The sequence below is a fragment of the Paenibacillus ottowii genome, assembly GCF_050516475.1.
Classification (GTDB): domain Bacteria; phylum Bacillota; class Bacilli; order Paenibacillales; family Paenibacillaceae; genus Paenibacillus; species Paenibacillus ottowii.
In genome coordinates, this window is sequence record NZ_CP191577.1 from 4,617,805 (window position 1) to 4,635,503 (window position 17,699).

Annotated in this window: 17 protein-coding genes and 1 pseudogene; 8 read left to right on the forward strand and 10 right to left on the reverse strand. The window is 38.2% G+C overall.

What is annotated here, in order from left to right:
- Positions 1-237: 237 nt before the first annotated feature.
- On the reverse strand, positions 238-876 hold the full coding sequence (locus ACQQ6X_RS21540; protein WP_305166967.1) for a glycoside hydrolase family 11 protein: 639 nt from the start codon (positions 874-876) through the stop codon (positions 238-240).
- A 348-nt stretch (positions 877-1,224) separates the two neighbouring features.
- Here ACQQ6X_RS21540 and ACQQ6X_RS21545 point away from each other — a divergent pair, with 348 nt between their 5' ends.
- Positions 1,225-1,806 (forward strand): class I SAM-dependent methyltransferase, encoded by a 582-nt coding sequence (locus ACQQ6X_RS21545; protein WP_305166968.1) that lies wholly within the window; start codon positions 1,225-1,227, stop codon positions 1,804-1,806.
- Positions 1,806-2,042, forward strand: coding sequence for a response regulator transcription factor (locus ACQQ6X_RS21550; RefSeq protein WP_305166969.1), 237 nt, complete (start codon positions 1,806-1,808; stop codon positions 2,040-2,042). The genes ACQQ6X_RS21545 and ACQQ6X_RS21550 overlap by 1 nt, the downstream gene beginning before the upstream one ends.
- Before the next feature lie 50 nt (positions 2,043-2,092).
- Here the strand turns inward: ACQQ6X_RS21550 and ACQQ6X_RS21555 are convergent, their stop codons facing one another.
- From ACQQ6X_RS21555 to ACQQ6X_RS21565, 3 genes are all read right to left on the reverse strand, one after another.
- Entirely contained in the window at positions 2,093-2,785 is a 693-nt protein-coding gene (locus ACQQ6X_RS21555; protein ID WP_142614075.1) for a polysaccharide deacetylase family protein, read from the reverse strand.
- Between the two features lie 46 nt (positions 2,786-2,831).
- Positions 2,832-4,001 carry an MGDG synthase family glycosyltransferase gene (locus ACQQ6X_RS21560; RefSeq protein ID WP_305166970.1) on the reverse strand — a complete coding sequence of 390 codons (1,170 nt, stop codon included), beginning with the start codon at positions 3,999-4,001 and terminating at the stop codon, positions 2,832-2,834.
- Positions 4,002-4,071: 70 nt separating this feature from the next.
- Positions 4,072-4,653: a DedA family protein gene (locus tag ACQQ6X_RS21565; protein ID WP_305166971.1), complete on the reverse strand. Its 582-nt coding sequence runs from the start codon at positions 4,651-4,653 to the stop codon at positions 4,072-4,074.
- 220 nt (positions 4,654-4,873) lie between these two features.
- Between ACQQ6X_RS21565 and ACQQ6X_RS21570 the strand changes: the two genes are divergently transcribed.
- From ACQQ6X_RS21570 to ACQQ6X_RS21585, 4 genes are all read left to right on the forward strand, one after another.
- Positions 4,874-5,440, forward strand: a complete 567-nt coding sequence (locus ACQQ6X_RS21570; RefSeq protein WP_305166972.1) for a class I SAM-dependent methyltransferase — start codon at positions 4,874-4,876, stop codon at positions 5,438-5,440.
- A 72-nt stretch (positions 5,441-5,512) separates the two neighbouring features.
- A complete protein-coding gene (locus tag ACQQ6X_RS21575) occupies positions 5,513-6,193 on the forward strand; it encodes a response regulator transcription factor (protein ID WP_305166973.1) in 681 nt (226 codons plus the stop codon).
- A complete protein-coding gene (locus ACQQ6X_RS21580) occupies positions 6,186-7,289 on the forward strand; it encodes a sensor histidine kinase (RefSeq protein ID WP_305166974.1) in 1,104 nt (367 codons plus the stop codon). Before ACQQ6X_RS21575 ends, ACQQ6X_RS21580 begins: the two co-directional genes overlap by 8 nt.
- A 274-nt stretch (positions 7,290-7,563) precedes the next feature.
- A complete protein-coding gene (locus ACQQ6X_RS21585; RefSeq protein ID WP_430493487.1) occupies positions 7,564-8,253 on the forward strand; it encodes a L,D-transpeptidase family protein in 690 nt (229 codons plus the stop codon).
- Positions 8,254-8,827: 574 nt separating this feature from the next.
- Here ACQQ6X_RS21585 and ACQQ6X_RS21590 read toward each other — a convergent pair.
- On the reverse strand, positions 8,828-9,664 hold the full coding sequence (locus ACQQ6X_RS21590) for a ketopantoate reductase family protein (protein ID WP_305166976.1): 837 nt from the start codon (positions 9,662-9,664) through the stop codon (positions 8,828-8,830).
- Positions 9,665-9,813: 149 nt separating this feature from the next.
- Here ACQQ6X_RS21590 and ACQQ6X_RS21595 point away from each other — a divergent pair, with 149 nt between their 5' ends.
- Positions 9,814-10,365 carry a TetR/AcrR family transcriptional regulator gene (locus ACQQ6X_RS21595; RefSeq protein ID WP_305166977.1) on the forward strand — a complete coding sequence of 184 codons (552 nt, stop codon included), beginning with the start codon at positions 9,814-9,816 and terminating at the stop codon, positions 10,363-10,365.
- A gap of 1,349 nt (positions 10,366-11,714) precedes the next feature.
- On the opposite strand, the gene ACQQ6X_RS21600 is transcribed toward ACQQ6X_RS21595, so the two are convergent.
- Together ACQQ6X_RS21600 and ACQQ6X_RS21605 are read right to left on the reverse strand one after the other, a co-directional pair.
- Complete coding sequence (locus ACQQ6X_RS21600) at positions 11,715-12,551, reverse strand: hypothetical protein (protein ID WP_305166978.1); 837 nt, start codon at positions 12,549-12,551, stop codon at positions 11,715-11,717.
- Between the two features lie 1,242 nt (positions 12,552-13,793).
- Complete coding sequence (locus ACQQ6X_RS21605; protein ID WP_305166980.1) at positions 13,794-14,660, reverse strand: polymorphic toxin type 28 domain-containing protein; 867 nt, start codon at positions 14,658-14,660, stop codon at positions 13,794-13,796.
- A gap of 70 nt (positions 14,661-14,730) precedes the next feature.
- On the opposite strand from ACQQ6X_RS21605, the pseudogene ACQQ6X_RS21610 reads away from it, so the two are divergent.
- Positions 14,731-15,530: pseudogene (locus tag ACQQ6X_RS21610) on the forward strand (IS3 family transposase).
- Between the two features lie 786 nt (positions 15,531-16,316).
- Here ACQQ6X_RS21610 and ACQQ6X_RS21615 read toward each other — a convergent pair.
- The 3 genes from ACQQ6X_RS21615 to ACQQ6X_RS21625 form a co-directional block, all read right to left on the reverse strand.
- A complete protein-coding gene (locus tag ACQQ6X_RS21615; protein ID WP_305166981.1) occupies positions 16,317-16,559 on the reverse strand; it encodes a hypothetical protein in 243 nt (80 codons plus the stop codon).
- A gap of 113 nt (positions 16,560-16,672) precedes the next feature.
- Positions 16,673-16,921: a hypothetical protein gene (locus tag ACQQ6X_RS21620; RefSeq protein WP_305166982.1), complete on the reverse strand. Its 249-nt coding sequence runs from the start codon at positions 16,919-16,921 to the stop codon at positions 16,673-16,675.
- Between the two features lie 180 nt (positions 16,922-17,101).
- Positions 17,102-17,431: a hypothetical protein gene (locus tag ACQQ6X_RS21625; RefSeq protein ID WP_430493488.1), complete on the reverse strand. Its 330-nt coding sequence runs from the start codon at positions 17,429-17,431 to the stop codon at positions 17,102-17,104.
- Between the last annotated feature and the right edge of the window lie 268 nt (positions 17,432-17,699).

A 17,699-nucleotide genomic window follows, 5' to 3' on the forward strand; every position in this document is an offset into this window, starting at 1 on the left:
TGTTATGTTCATCTCAGTTATTAAAACAGCGACAGTCGTAGACAAAAATCGTCCTCAACTGTCGCTGTTCTTTAACTAACGTATCTCTTTAGTTTAACAATTGTTAAGTGCGCCTTGTTCCGACTATTCTCTACGTTATTGTTGCTCTCTATGAGGCCAGTTCCAGTTTCCAGATAAGTATTTGTCTTCGGCATTCTTTTCTTTATCTATGTTGTAATAAGGCTTTATGCCCTCAGGTTACCACACCGTTACGTTGGAGCTCCCACTACTCTGATACCCTTCCGTTGCTAACACCTGGTAAGACCAGCTATTCCCCAGATGCATTCCTTTGCTTGCCCAAGCCTTCACGTGATTGCTGAAAGTGATCGTGGAGTTGCCCCCGGTCGGTCTCTTCGTCTGTCGAACACTCCAGTACTGAGTAAATGTCGTTTTTGGGCCGTCAATGGAAGGTGCGTCATATCGTGTTGTCGTATAGATGTCATATGTGCCCCCATCACTGGTCACCGTACCTTTATACGTTCCGGTAGGTCGATAAGTCCCCCAGCTATCAACAACGTAATATTCGATGAGTGAGTTTCTCGTCCACCCGTAGAGGGCCAAATATCCATTACCGGACGGCGCCCAGACACCGGCATTGTAATTAATCGTTCTGTCTGGCGATCCAGTAGTCCAGCCTTTGCCGACAACAAAATTCCCGGTATCCTTCCATGTTACGCTGTAATTGCCGCCGGACCCATTAACAGCATTAACCGTCCCGCCGCCATCGGTCCAATTTTGCCAATAGTCTGTCGCTGCATTTGAAGTTGATGCAAAAAACCCAAAACTCATGGAAGCTGCAAGAACTACCGTTAACAGTTTCTTACTACTTTTAAACATAATTTTACCTCCCAAAATTTTGTGATTTTCATTCTACATCTGCTTGTCGGCTGATTCTCCGTTGCAGTGCATCACTCATGTGAACCATATCCCGTGTTTTCTTACTTTCACCTCCTTTATATGTAAAATTATATAATAATAGCGATCACACAACCACTTGGCAAATTAAATATTAAACTTTACTATGTTTAGATTTCCCTGAGTTTTATAGAGCCCGGCGAGGATTACTTCGGATTCGAACTAGTCTGCATATCTTCAGATTTTCTTTAGATATATCCTCGTAAAATCCTTAGATTTTTTCGCTACCTTTATTTATATGAACAAAAAACAAAAGGAAGAAAATAAGTCATGGGGGATAAACGGTTGAATTTCAATGAATACCTACTTTTTTTGCAAGGATTCCTTACCAATCCACAACGAGTGGGAAGCGTTATGCCTAGCTCTCGATTTCTGGCAGCTAAGGTGGTTGAATCTGTACCCTGGGATGAGGTAAAGGCCGTCGCAGAGCTTGGTTCAGGTACAGGTGCTATCACACGTTTCATGAAGACACAGTTAACTGGATCAAAAAAAGTGTTATTGTTCGAAAGAGATAAGAAAATGAGAGAGAATCTGAAGACAAAATACCCGGATTTCATGTGTCACTCAAATGCTTGCCAATTAGTTAAAAAATTGAATCAAGATGACATCGGCCAACTGGACTGTATTATTAGTGGATTACCGTTTTTTAATTTTACGAGTGAAATGCGAGCGAATTTACTTAATCAGATTATTCAGGCATTAAAACCAGGCGGTATCTTTATCGCTTTTCAGTACTCGCTCCAAATGAAAAAAAGGTTTGCCGAAAACTTTACTATTGAAAAAGTCGAATTCGTGCCCTGTAACTTCCCTCCGGCTTTCGTATATATCTGCCGCAAAAGGAGCGCCCTGTAATGGATACAGTACTTGTTGTAGCTGACAATCCAGAGATTCAAGACGTTATTCACGTATATTTGCGCGATGAAGGATACTTTGTCATAGAAGCTGCAGATGGTCTGGAAGCGCTAGATTTAATAAAATCCATCTCTTTCGAGCTGGTCATCCTTGATACTGGGATGCTACGAACGGATAGTATCCAGGCCTGCACTGAAATATGGAAAATGTCTAACACCCCTATGATCCTCATCTAAGTAAAAAAACTTAAGCCTGAACAAAATGTGCTCCTGGCTTAAGTTTTATTTTATTGATCAGCATCTACTCTATGAAAGGAATACCCTGTATATAATGCCTCAGTAATAAATTCATTTAGTGCCTCCAGCATGTATGCAGGTGCGCTCCTGTCTGCCCCGAACGTTTCTCCACTATCATGAAGAACAATAACAGCTCCCCCTTTTAGCTTGGACAGCAGTCTTTGCTTAATTTTTTGCTTGCCGCCGGAGCTTTTCCAGTCCCCTACAATAACAGACCAAAGAATCATGCGAAATTTCTTCATCAATAAAAAGTCAAACAGGTTGATAACCCCCCATGGGGGGCGATAGTAAAACGTTTTTTCTCCAATAATACGATCAATAACGTTGGCCGTTTTGTTTACCTGTTCACGAACCCTCTTAGGACTCATCAAGGCATTGGACCAATGCACGTAATTGTGGATTCCAACAAGATGGCCTTCATGGTGCATTCGTTGGATTAAATCAGGATATTTCTCTGCTTTTTGACCAAGCACAAAAAAGGTCACTTTTATGTTGTGCTTCTTTAATAAATCCAGCAAAAGAGGCGTATATTCTGGGTCTGGTCCATCATCAAACGTTAAGGCAATGGGCTGCTCGCCCGTTCCTCTTTTATAAACCCCGATTCCAAATAGTCGAACGATAAGGGTTGGAATAATCGTGTACACGAGTAATGCACTAAAGAGAATGATTAATGTCTGTCTCATGCTCCTGCTCCTTTTTAACAATAGTAAATCCATGCTTGCCTTTCATCTAGGAGCATATATTCATTCCACTGACTCTATTGTTCATTTTCATGGTTCCAAAGATAACTTCTAATGATGCAAACGCGGACTCTTTAGGATGGAACTGTTTAGTATTCTCTCTCATATCCTGAAGAAGTTTTGCATCATCTAGTAATTGCGATAGACGTTCTGTTAAATCCCGAGATGTCTCTGCATGAATGGCTACCCCAGAACGAACTAAAAATTCGGCATTATCCTCTTCTTGACCAGGGATAGGCTTACAAAGTAGCATCGGCAGTTCCATAGCAATCGCCTCAAAAGTTGTGACTCCTCCTGGTTTGGTAATCATAATGTCGGATACGGCCATTAACTCATGAACATCATGAATGTAACCTGTTAAATAGATGCGATGTTTGGAACCTTTCAGCTTCTCACTTAATTCCATCCGAAGTTTTTCATTTTGTCCGCAAACAATGATGAATTGTACAGGCTGTGGCAATTGATCAATTTCCTGAATAGTAGTACTTCCATCGCCAATCATGCCACAACCTCCTCCCATCATAAGCACAGTAGGCATATAAGGATTTAATCCATACTTCTTTGCTGTTTTCTCTCTTTCTATGGACTGAGAAAATTGCGGCCGAATAGGGATTCCTGTATCCGCAATCCGTGCCTCTTCAACACCTAATTGAATCAAAGAATCACGAACAACTCTGGAACCTACGATATATTGATCAGTATAAGGATAAATCCATGAGCTATGATCAGTGTGATCGGTAATGATAGTAACCATAGGGATATCGATTAAACCATTTGATTTCAGCTTGGATATCACGCCTGCTGCTAAAGGAAATGTACTTACTACAATAGCTGGCTGTATTTTACTGATTAATTTCATCATTCGTCCCATTCCTGTAGAGAAAACGGTCTTTATGATATGGGATAGAGCGTTTTGCTTCCGTGTTTTCTGAAATAGATATCCATAAACCTGAGGGAATGTTTTTATGGTTTGCAGATAAATCAATCGACTCCAATGATTCACATAGGGATGAATCCATTCCATAAAATCAATAACCACAGGTTCCATATGAGGAAATCGAATTTGCATTGCATCTTGCAGGGCTTGGGCTACTTGAATATGGCCATTCCCATAATTTCCAGTAAGAATCAATATTTTTTCTTTCTTTACTTTTTCCATGGACCACATCTCTCCTTTATATCGTTCCAAAAGATCAAACGGTTTTGTCTTATTTACTTCATTTATTCTGTCATGCAGTAAAGATGAGCTTGAACCATTTCGCCGTGATAAAAGTGCCAACGGCTAGCATTAGGGCAGCCACAGCTAATTTAGGATCAATTATATTTAGCCAATTTAATATATGATGCCCAAAGAACTTGCCAATAGTAAAAAACGTAATGGTCCATACAAAGGCGCTCGAATACGAAATCAAAACAAACTTCTTGTACGAGACTCCGTTGAGACCAACAAATACAGGCAGAATATACCGAATGACTGGAATTAACATTCCAAAACACATTGCAATATCTCCATGTTGTTCAAAAAGTTTCTCCGCCTTCTGGAAATGACGGTTGTTTTGAAACTTTGGTTTGAATTTCTCTCCAAAGATTCTGCCCGCAAAATAAGCAACTGAAATGGCTATTAACAAGCCAGCGAGGATAGCCATATATACAATCCACGGGTTTAAAACTCCGTTGTTACTCAAAATTCCACCTGTTAGTATGGTTAGCTCATTAGGAACAGGGACCCCAAATGGGCCTAGGCAGAAGGCTAGGAAAAAAAACAAATACCCGTAATGGTTGACTAGCTGTAAGACGATATCGCTAATCATGTTCTAACCTCCTTATTATGTCGATGAAAGCATATTAATATAAAAATCTTAGGAGATTATAGGGATATTTCTAAAGAAATTCTGAAGTATGAAATGAATGACCTAGACTTTGAGCCTCCTATAGATAACTTCTTTAGATTTTCTTTAGAAATATACTCATAAATTCCTTAGTTTTTTTCATTATGATTTGTGTACATAAACCGTAATGGAGGATAATCAGTTGAAATTCAATGAAAATCTTTTATTTTTGCGAAGCTTTATTCACAGTCCGAAAAATGTGGGAAGTGTTATACCAAGCTCTCGGTTTCTGGCTACAAAAATGGTTAAGCAAGCGCCTTGGAACGAGGTTAAGGCAGTCGCAGAGCTTGGATCAGGTACAGGTGCTATCACCCGTTTTATCAACAGCCAGGTAAATGAGGCAACGAAAGTGTTATTATTTGAGATGGATGAGACGATGAGGAATAATTTACAGACCAAATATCCCAACTTCTCCTGTCATCCGAACGCTGCACGTATAGTAGAAGCGATGAAGCAAGAGAACATTCAACAGTTGGATTGTATTTTTAGCGGGCTACCTTTTTTTAATTTTGAGCGTGAATTGAGAGATACCTTGGTCGAACAGATTTATAAAGCACTCAAACCTGGAGGCTTATTTATCGCCTTTCAATATTCGCTTCAAATGAAAAAGCAACTTTCTGAAAAGTTTATTATCGAAAAAGTTAATTGGGTGCCTCTTAATATCCCTCCTGCTTTTGTTTACGTCTGTCGCAAAAGGGAAAACATGTAAATGTTAATGACCCTTTAATTAGCCCCTTAAATAACCTAATTTACCAAGTCAAAAAAAGAAGGAGCATCGGTAATGAATACAATCCTTGTTGTGGATGATGATTCCGAGATTCGGGATGTTATTCATGTATATCTACGCAATGAAGGTTACCAAGTGATTGAAGCAGCTGATGGTGAAGAAGCCCTGGATGCTATAAAGACAATATCGATTCAACTGGTGATCCTGGATGTTATGATGCCACGAATGGATGGGATCAAAGCATGCCTAAAAATAAGGGAAATCTCGAATATTCCGATTATCATGCTGTCAGCCAAAGAAGAAGATATTGATAAAATCAACGGGCTGACTACCGGGGCCGATGACTACATGATCAAACCGTTTAATCCGTTAGAGTTGCTTGCTCGTGTAAAAGCACAGCTACGGCGTCAATCATTAATAGGAAAAGAAGAATTTAATTCCCTTATCCTTATTAAAGACCTGGTGATTGATAAGAGTAAACATTCGGTAAAGTTAAAGGGAAATGAAATTTCGCTGACTCCTCTGGAGTTTTCGATCCTGATTTTGCTTGCCAGCCACCCTGGACAGGTTTTTAGTTCGGAGCACATTTACGAAAGTGTATGGAAGGCGCCATATGGGTCCTCAGATAATACGGTGATGGTTCATATTCGTAATTTACGAGAAAAATTAGAGCAATACCCAAGAGATCCTCAGTATATTAAAACGGTGTGGGGAGTTGGCTACAAAATTGAATGAGCATATACAAAAACCAAAGCAAAAAAAAAGCATTCAAGTCAACATTTTAATCAGAATGGTGCTGAGTTTAATTATCTCTACTGTTATAAATAATATTCTCATTCTACTTTTCTTGAAAATTAGTAGTGTCATGCAATGGGAGTGGTTTCGCAATTTTTTTCCTTATCTTCTTACCCCCTTATTTATGGTCATGTTTATTATTACATTTTTAGTTTTGACACGACGAATCGTTCGAGACTTAATTACATTGGAGCAAGGGCTTCAGATTATTTCCGAAGGTAATTTACACTATCGGGTACCTGTTGTTCGACAAGATGAACTGGGACGGGTTGCGCTCAACATCAATCGAATGACAGAACGTTTAGAGCAACAGATTGTAAAAGAACGTGAAGTAGAAAAATCCAAGATGGAAATGATTACTGGCATTTCTCATGACTTGCGTACGCCTTTGACTAGCATTATCGGCTATATCGAGCTTTTAAGAACAGACTCATATCAAGATAAAGATGAATATACGCGCTTTGTTCAGAACACCTATAACAAGGCGATTCATTTGAAGAAGTTGCTGGATGACTTGTTTGAATATACACGGCTGACTTCAGTCGATACCCGCTTAATTCTGAGAAAGATTAATTTATTCCAACTTTTAGATCAATTGCTATTCGAGTTCGAACCCATTGCTCAGGAAAACGGAGTATATATCGTGAAGGAAATCGGTGACACTCCGGTCTTTACCTCCGTTGACAGCGATAAAATGGCTAGAGCAATCGATAATCTTCTGATGAACGCCTTAAAGTATTCCTTAAAGCCTGGAGCCATTTACATTCGAATGAAAACGACCCCTGAACAAATTACGATTGAGGTCGAAAATAAAGGGACTCCTCTCACCCAAGACCAAAAAGAGAAGCTGTTTGATCGTTTTTATAAGGTTGACCATTCTAGAAGTAGCGAAGGTATCCAAACAGGAGCAGGACTGGGGCTTTCCATAGCAAGAAATATTGCCGAGTTACATCAGGGCACCTTAACGCTTAATCATACCAATAACACCTTTATATTTCAGCTGAACTTGCCTGTAGATAGAAGCTCCAATCAATAATTACTAAAGAGCATGAAAAAATTTAAAAAAGCGACTGTCATCGTTGAAGCCGCTTTTTTCATGCCTTTGTATAAAAGATAAAACCACTAAATGGCTTATTCTCGCACCATTGGAGTTTTTACAATTCATGTTTTCTGACATAGGAATAGACAGCAGCTGTAAGGTGAAAAATAAGGTTGTCCGGTAATTGACCAATTAGTAAGTTTACATAGCAATTGCCTTTTTCTGCCCTACCACCTTAAATACGGAATGGTGATAATAATTGAAGCAAAGCATGCATTCACTTCCTTTTCGAATTGTCGTACTGGTTTCGATCCTTTTCTTACCCGCTCTTTCCAGGGGTATAACCGCACATGCCGATCCGTCATTACCGATCGTATCTGAACAAGGAGTTTACGCCATCGAAGTTTATCCTCAGCAGCACCGACTTTTTGTTCGTGCTAATGGCAAAATAGTGAAAAGATATTCGGTCGCTGTTGGCAATCATTCAACCCCTACACCTATTGGGGAATATAAAATTGTATACAAGGGGGAAAACTGGGGAGCGTCTTTTGGTCCGCGCTGGCTTGGATTAAATGTACCTTGGGGATATTACGGCATTCATGGAACGAATAGGCCGTATTCTATTGGACAGCATCAAAGCCATGGTTGTATTCGAATGTGGAACCACGATGTTATGGAATTATACAATCTGATCCCTCTAGGCACAAAAGTAACCATATATGGACATGTATTAGGAGAGTCTGATCGAGATCCAAAGGACTTGGCAGAAGGCGACGTCGGAGGCGCTGTGCAATTGATTCAATCTCGCTTGAAGAGCGCAGGTTACTTCAAAGGAATTTGCAACGGAAAGTTTCGCTCTGATACTACCGCGGCCTTAAAACGATATCAAAGCGATCACCAGATGCCCCCAACTGGCGTCGTCACGATAAACGAATATATGCAATTGGGGTTAGTAGAGTAATGCTTAGAAAGAAGTCTGTAAGCAGACAATTACATCGTCTACAACTTTATACCCCGCTTTGGACGACGGTCATAACGTCTTGCGTACCGCCGTATCCGGCTAAAAAAACTTCCTTGTGGCTCTACCCCGTCGACAGATATTCCTAACTTAAAAAGCCCGATGAACTTGCTCATCGGGTGTTTAGTGACATTATAGTTGGTATCTCAACCCATAGAGAAAGTGTATTTGTAATCCCTTCATACTTCAAATAAGCACTGTTAATTTACTTTGTCGCGTCTCTCTTTCTAAACTTGGAGATGCGGCATTGATTGCAGTGTAACCTGCGAATTCATGAGCCTGAGTGAGAAAACTAAATCATATTGAGGGAGTTTAGTCAAGGATGCTACGAAAAAACTATATATTTCGATTTTCATATTCAGATTAATGCCTTATTGAAGGATTTAATGAAAATAAGTTAAAAATCACCATAATATTTTAACAAAAAAATTACTGAACATGTATTTCCGATTTGATATCATTTTGACTTAAAAATTTCATTAAATCATTACTCAGCTGCACAATCTCATTGTTAGCATTATTCGCATAATTCCGGCAACATCATATCCCTAACCATTTTAGTTCGTAGCCATATCATAAAGAAAAGATCCAAAAATAAGTTTGGAAATTTAAGCGCTATTTTAAGATTTGGTGGATCAATTGAAACACCCGCTTTTTGTATTGCCCTTAGATTCGCTTTTAAAGTGGCTGTTATTTTACGTGCCGTCTTTTTGGTTCTGACTGTATTGTTGTCAATTATCTTATTCTCAGAATGCAAAAAGCTCAGCATGGCAATATCCGATACGGAATGTGTGATTAGAAACGCTTGCATATTCTTTTTAATAACGTAGGGAAGCTTTGCTGTTTTAAATAGTTTTGCGAGGTTTTCTATGCGTTCTGTCACCACACCTTTAATTTCTCCAAATGCAGTTGCCGCTAAAATTTTGGGTAGAAATCGAGCATGTAAAACTCCATCTTTAATCTGCCCGCCGAAGCCGGGAAAAGCGGGTAAAAGTCTATCCCCTACGATATCCAACCACGAAGAAAATCCAATTGAATTATTAGTCATCGTAACTATATTTTTACTTTTATTATCTTTTAGCGCTAACAACGCTGATTCGGACCGATCATAGCGAACGGTAACGAAAATAAAATCGTATACATCGTCATTTTCTAGCGTATCAATGACTTTCACTTGTATCGATTTAACCGTACCTTTTTCCTTATATTGCAGGCCATTTTCTCTTAATGTTTTAAATCTATTAGAACGTGCAAACAGGGTAACGTCAAACCCTGCTTCAATGAGCTTAATTGCGTACATGCTCCCGATAACACCTGCACCAAAAATTAAAATTCTTTCTTGTTTTGCTGGCATTAAAATCACTCCTACTTATTAATATTTTCTTTTTCATTATCCGACAACATGTTGTATGATATGATTATAAATTTTTATAATTCCTTGATCAATCATCAGTTTTTTATTATTTGTCGGATGATATTCTTATTCGCTAGTAGGAGGGAAACATGAAAAAGCAACCCCAAATAACGGAGAAAACAAGACAAAAGTTTGTAGAAGTTTTTTGTGAGTTGTATAGCCAAAAGCCGATTGAGAAAATTTCGGTTCAGGAAATCGCGAATAAGTCAGGATATAACCGCAGCACCTTTTATCAATACTTTACTGACATTTACGAATTGTTAGACTCTGTTGAAAATGACTTATTTAATGACATAAAAAAAGAATTGGCGAATAAAGAGCTATCGATGCATACGGTTCAAGATACGCTCTATTGTTTGGACAAAAGAGAACATCTCCTGGTTCTTAATGCCCTTTTAGGTGATTATGGAAATACCCGTTTTATAAACCGCTTAAAAAAAGAAATCACTTTGGACCAATTAGCATTAAACGTTCCGCAAAACCATTCCTTAACGCCATACTTAATTGAGTTTTACCTGACAACTTCCCTTTCTTTATTTCGTCTTTGGCTCCAGCGTCAAAAGGATTTATCGTCAGAAGAATTTCTCAAGTTAGTGGAGAACCTATATTCAAGAGGGATTACGCCCTATTTTAAAGAATGAGTCTGTCATTCAAACTACTCCATAAAGACTGACCTAACCTACTCTTAAGGGTCCGCATTCTGTAAATACAGACTTCTGTAAGTTTTTCTTCAGAGAAATTGCCTCTATTTGTGATACGGTTCACCGAGGTTGATCTTAAACCTCCTACCCGTTAGCTTAATGAAGCATCGTCAGTCTAATACTTTATTTTCTCAGTCTACAACTTTATTTTCTCCTTACAACAGATAAATTTAAGTACCTAAAAAACCGGTCATCCTAAACTAGGACAACCGGTTTTAAAAATCAGGAACCAACTATAATGCTAAGACACCAACTATAATGTCAAAGTACTAACTATAACGTAAAGGTACCAACTTTAATGTAACTGAACATCGGGCTTTTTGTCGGGTGATAAAAAAGTACGGAACCAATTTTGTTGGTTTTATTGGGTTTGCCGCGGCACGTGATAAACACGAGAAATAAAAAGTCTGGAACCACTAAAATTTACCATGAAAAGAAAGTTGGAAACCGACTCCAAAATGCGTTCTTCCGCTTAGTTTATTTCATAATCCGCTGGTTCGCTTACATCATTATAAAGTTTAAACCCACAATTAGTACAAACTGTCTTACCCAATTTAAAGTAATGCTCTCCCTTATTAAGTTGTGAGGAGAAGAATATTTTATATCAGGATAAAGAAAAAGAGTGTCGTTTCTGCATACAAAACAAGTTTTTTTGATTATTTTGATATCGTGTATTGGCCTTATTAAATCTTCTTCATAAATTTGTTGTAGAAGATTGCCGACTGGTTTTTGATATGCTTGACGAAGATTAACAAGCTCGTCCATATTGTCAGAACCATGTTCAAGCACATTCTCCCGCCGTATAAGGACTATGTCGTATCTAAAGGAGATGCTTCATTGATTCGCCCTGCCTACCGCTGCGGCGGTAGGTTCTTGCTGCTCTCCACTTCCATCATAAGATATATGCTTCCTGTTCATCGTAGCCGAAGCGGGGGATGGAATCAGTGTAGCAATCAAGCAACTACGAAACCTCTCAAGAGATATCATACAGAACGACAAACGCCCGATGTGTTAGCCCAAACTTTTGAATACAGTCTTTTACAGGATGATATAAACGATTTCTCCTTTCGAGATACTTCCCCTTATATGGTAGACACTCTATAGGTAGGAATCACACACAGAAGCATAGGGCGATTATTTAATCTTGAATATGTCACATCGGAATAATATATCAATTCAATCTTAGCAGGGGTAAGAATAATCGAATTTGCTTGGCTTCGTTATCTAACGCCCGCTTAATCCAAGGAACATATCATCAAGTGGTTAGGTAGAACTCTTTACGTAATTTTCTACACTGGCAAAGTAAAGATTACCTCAAGTGGATCTTTACCTTCGAAAAAATCTTCATACAATTTTCTGACTTCCATCGAATCTAATTCTTTTTCTTGCATATTGATTAACCTATCCAACTCTTCTAAAACACTTACTTCCTTTGATGACAACACCTTTGACTTAATAAGCGTGTCTTTCATATTAGGAAGTAACCCTCTTGGCCAGCAATCCTCATACACACCTCTGTATGAATCATATAAGAAAGTGATTTGACTTAATCCCGCATATTTCCGAACATGTGGATGCACTAATAATAAAAATTGAGCAACAATTCCAGAACGCTGGCTTAAATAGTAGGCCTCTTGTACTTCCTTCATCAAGTAAGAATTGGTTTCTACAGAATTAACAAGATAATTGATGTACATTCTTGAGAGTACGCTTATTAAGTGTTCTTTCTCTAAATTCTCCTCCAACTTCTTAATTATTTCTTTCCCACTAATTGCCGCTTGTATAAACCCTATTAAACAAGCTGACATTCCTTTCACATTAACAGCTTTTTCAGCTATACATAACATATATTTATCAAAGATTTCCTTGAGGTAGTTTTCACTAAATGTGTAAATGTCTAAACATTCAATGATCGTTTCTATTAGTGAAGCTTGATCATACTTATCTTCTATACGCGGGAGAAGGTCCATCAAATGTTCAACAAATTCTTCTCCGTAATACTCTAGCAAGCTAGGATTATATTTTACTTTTTCTAGTAGAGCAAAAAACGTTTGATATTCTTTTGTATCATTATTTTGTGTTAGATATTTGAATAGCTCATTAATATATTTAACTTTCTCGTCCACTAGACTTTCTCCCTTTCTATTGTTAGTGTTACTTAATTTAACTTTTTACACGACTTTATATCAGATTAATGGCAATAAAAGTAATTCTACCATAGAAAACCTAGTGCCATTGTACTACATGCCACTCAATCCCTTTAGGAGTTTGCTTATAAATAATTCGCATTACACCATGGTCTCCATATTCATCTTAGCAAGCTTGACGATTTTGAATCAGATAGAAACTTTCAATTTTAATTCTCTTTCTTTTAGTGGTCTTGTGAGCATCATACCCTTTTTGCAATTTATAATTCAGTATACTGAATCACCAGAAAGCAAGAACGGCTTTACCGTCAATTTATCAGTCTAGCAAACAATACTTTGGGATGCAGAACGCATCCCAATCGTCACTCTTTTACGTGGTAGCATTGCTTATTCAAGCGTTGAGAATAGGGCAGAATTACTTCCTGATGATTTACTTCTTCTTTGACAAGGTGAACAAAGAAAAACCTTGAAAGACTACAGCCTTTCAAGGTCACACTACAAAACAGAATTCAGAGGTTCATGTTCACACTGTGAAATGTTTACACAAAATATCTTACAGTTCCTACTATCCACTAAATGGGGGCTTGACCATACCTCGTTTGACAGATATTCATATTTAAAAGCACCTCATTAAATTTAATCATTGGATTTTATTCTTTATTTTATTGATATAGTCTTTGTATGTTTCTTTCTGTTCATCAAACATCCAGATATCTGCTAAATCTATTAAGTGCTTCTGTTCAATATTTTCAATAATTCTATCTAATTTACCCTTGTACACNNNGATATAGTCTTTGTATGTTTCTTTCTGTTCATCAAACATCCAGATATCTGCTAAATCTATTAAGTGCTTCTGTTCAATATTTTCAATAATTCTATCTAATTTACCCTTGTACACTGAAAGCATTTCAGAACTAACAGATGATAATTTCTCCATCAATTCCATTGAATCAATATCAGCATAGAAAGGTGTATTCTGTTCATCAATCCTTTCAATAATTTCAAATATTGCTAGATTGGTAAAAATGCCTTGTCTAATACAACGAATCAAATCGAAGTTTGATAACTCAAAGAGACATTTTCCTGTAATCTGTAAGTGCCATACAGGTAGTGTCATATCTGAAAATTGTGTTGCGTTTTCCACAATACTTCTATATTCTTCATTTGTTAAAAACTCTTTTAATGCTTTTCTTCTATTAATCATATACATTACTCCAATCATTATTTAGGTGGATACACTCCGCCATGAGGGGCAAACATATCTTCAATTTTTTTCATCGAAACGTCTACTTCATTTAACTTAGAAGTATAAAGTTGTCGGAGTTCAGTGTCCAAATTAGGATTTCTAAGAACCCCTTCCCAACTTTTTTTCATATCAACTAAACCACGATATGCGTCAGAAACTTCTTGAGCATGATCATAATAACCTCCGCCTGGTTTTGGAACAGGGTTGCCATCTAAATCTCTCTGTGCTCCCTTTAAATCCATTTCGGTTAAATGTGAGTATGTTCTTTCTTGTTGATTCAAAGTAGCCCTCTGACTAGTAGTGATTTTAGATTTAGCTGCATCTGATAAATCATCAGCACTTGAAATTGTTCTAGTCCTACTACTGCCCGAACCACCATTATTCGTCTCCTCAGAAGAATGATCATGATGCGATCCTCCTGGTGAAGCACCATCATCTCTGGAATGTCTCTTTCCTTTCCTTCCAACTACAAACGCAAATGCTGCTTCTACTAACAGATGGGCAGTTTCTTGTTTGGAGCTGTTTTTTGCTTTTTCATAAACAGCATCTGGCTCCGTTATGACTTTAACAATTTTATCTGCTACGTCTTGTTTTCCTTCGAAGTTATCAATCACCATTTGACGAATATCTAGATTAGGAAAGTTACGTATTCGTTCCCATATCGCCTCTACATTTTCATGAGCAGAGTTTTTGATTTCATTGAACACAATCCGCTCAGTCTCATCCAGGTCTTTCATAAAAGGACTTTCCCTAAACGGCCCATACTCTTTTCTATATTCGTCAATCGAATTCAGAAAATCAATTAGATATTTCTTCTGTTCCGTCGTATACCCTTTCATCATGGATCGGCTACACTTAGTTGGACAATAAAAATGAGGGCTTGTAGAATAAAACTATCATCCTAAGGAGCGGATATCTACAATGCCGAAACAACGACGTATTTTTACAGCAGAGTTCAAGAAGCAGATGGTTCAATTATACGAGAACGGGAAGTCCAGAGCAGATTTGGTGGAGGAATATGGCCTCACAGCATCGGCTCTAGATCGCTGGATTAAGCAAGGTCAGACAACGGGCTCGTTCAAGGAGAAAGACAATCGCTCTTCCTAAGAATTGGACTGATGGCTTTACGCAAAGAAAACCAGTGTCTTAAAATGGAGAACTATATTTTAAAGCAAGCCTCGCTGATCATGGGACATCATCCAGAACAACCGTGATAAATACTCAGTATCAGCCATGTGTGACGTCCTACAAATCGCAAGAAGCAATTCGTGTTCAGTGATCTAACCTTTGAAAGTCCGGAATCAGTGGCACTATATTTGCGTACTTGTCGATTTGTTTAATCGTGAGATCATAGGCCATAGTGCAGGTCGCCAGAAGGACACTGCACTGGTTTCCCGCGCCTTTGCGACGATGAAAGGCGATCTGCGTCAGATTCAGTGGTTTCACACAGACCGAGGAAGTGAGTTCAAAAATCAGAGGATGGATGAGATATTGAACACCTTTAACATTGGCCGATCACTCAGTATGAAAGGCTGTCCTTATGACAATACCGTGGCTGAAGCTACCTTTAAAGGCATGATAACGGAGTTCGTCAACCAGATGAACTTCCAGAGCCTTCGTCATCTGGAACTGGAGCTTTACGATTACGTAAACTGGTACAACAAACATCGATCCATGGAACACTGGGGTACATGACTCCTATCAACTATTAAAATTTAGCCCTCAAAAAAGATATTTGATTTGCTGTTGACAATCCTTTGTTTCAGTACTGCCCCCTGAACCGTTGACCTCAATTCTTCAATGGAATCTACTCCGTTCACTTCAATTGCTGAATCGTTTCAATAACGTCATTGTTGCTATCCTTGCTGGCCTGCATCGCATAGGCTCCCTTCTCTGTAATTAGTTCAATAGCTTGCCTGTCCCCTTATACTGTTAAAACAGATCACGCATCACACCTTGATATTTTTTAGGTAAGCCATTGTTCATTCCTTCTAGCCCTCCAATTCTGTATGCTAAGCCACTTTTTCAGCCAATATCTCTTGCTGTTGGCGCTGCGGTCCATCCTTCTGATTATGCTAGCGCATCCAAATGTTCTGCACGGTTTACAACTTCTGAATCTCTTCTCTAACCTAGAAATCTGTATACCCTGATTGCTGCAACTCTGTCTCCTGTTCCCGCAATTCCCTTGCTTGCTAGCAGTAACTACGAATTCTATCCATAAGCTTTTCGTATGCTGCTTGTGTCTGAGTAATAGACCGCATTTCCTTTTCTAGTTCCTGTCTGATTGTCTGCTCCTTCAACTGTTCTGCTGATTACCTATTTACGTTTTGCCATTCGTTTCGTCCTCCTTGATTTTGGGCATGCCAAAAAAGCTCATTCCCCACTCATGATTCAAGTAGGAATGAACTTTTGAAAATTTATCAAGTGTTTGTGAGCTGTTTAGTGTTTGGTTTGTTGGTTGTATTGTACGATCTAATTTTTTGTGATTGTATACTCCGTTATTGTTTTTCTACTACATAGACTTTGTTAACTGTATTATCCTCGTTAAAAACGTAAATTCTTTCGCAATTATTACATCTCCATACTTCTTTCTTAGGATCAGGTATTGAAAGCGGATCTATAGAGTCCCCCATGTTTATAATATCGTCCCACTCTCTATCAGTATAAACATGCAATTGAACATCGTTCGGAGCTTCTACAGTGGACAAGTACTCCCCACACTTACATTGCAATCTAGCCATATTTTAAATTCCTCCTAATTAGTTACCTTCCCATCGTTTGTCCATATTTCTACTTTCCCCGGAATTTGCTTATCAGCATAAGTCCCCTTAGCACGGTCAAGAATCTGCTGTGCTTATTCTTTCGTAAGTCCTGCCTCTCTACCATCAATAATAACTTTTTCAGCATGTTGTTTAAATCCGTCTTTAATCCTTCCAACCCCAGTATTAACATTTGGATTTTGAAGAGATTTAAGCTCTGTTAGAACTCCATCCACTTTAAAATCTGGTGTTTTTTCTCCGTGCTTTGTTGATTCTGGAATCCGCTCAACTGTCTTGCCCTCTGCAATTAAATCATTTGCAACTTTTCTTTCTGCTGGCTTCAACTCGTTAATATTTCCAACAAACTTCCCTGTAGAATTAGGAACTTTTGGCGTCCCCTCAGAGGGATGATCATCCTTCTTATGCGATCCTCCTGGTGAAGCACCATCATCTCTGGAATGTTTCTTTCCTTTCCTTCCAACGGCAAATAAAAATGCTACTTCTACTAACAGATGGGCATTTTCTTATTTGGAGCTGTTTTTTGCTTTTTCATAAACAGCATCTGGCTCCGTTATGACTTTAACAATTTTATCTGCTACGTCTTGTTTTCCTTCGAAGTTATCAACCACCATTTGACGAATATCTAGATTAGAAAAGTTACGTATTCGCTCCCATGTCGCCTCTACATTTTCATAAGCAGATTTTTTGATTTCATTGAACACAATCCGCTCAGTCTCATCCAGGTCTTTCATAAAAGGGCTTTCCCTATACGGCCCATACTCTTTTCTATATTCGTCAATTGAATTCAGAAAATCTATTAAATACTTCTTCTGTTCCGGCGTAGACCCTTTCATATCATCCCGATACTTTAGACTTGGTTAATGTCCTTTCCACCCTAACTATCGTCCTATGTATGTACATTGCTGCAATTAATTTTTTTAAAAAAAATACGAAAAAGCGAAGATAACAAAAAACAGGTCAATCATGGTGGTATCTGACCATGATCGACCTGTTCAATGTAATCAAAAGCTTTATTTAGAGTATAAAACTCAAGCTTTGATGTGCGCACAAAGGTAATGGAGAAATCATTATATGGGTGTTATATAGTTTATATGTGTTATT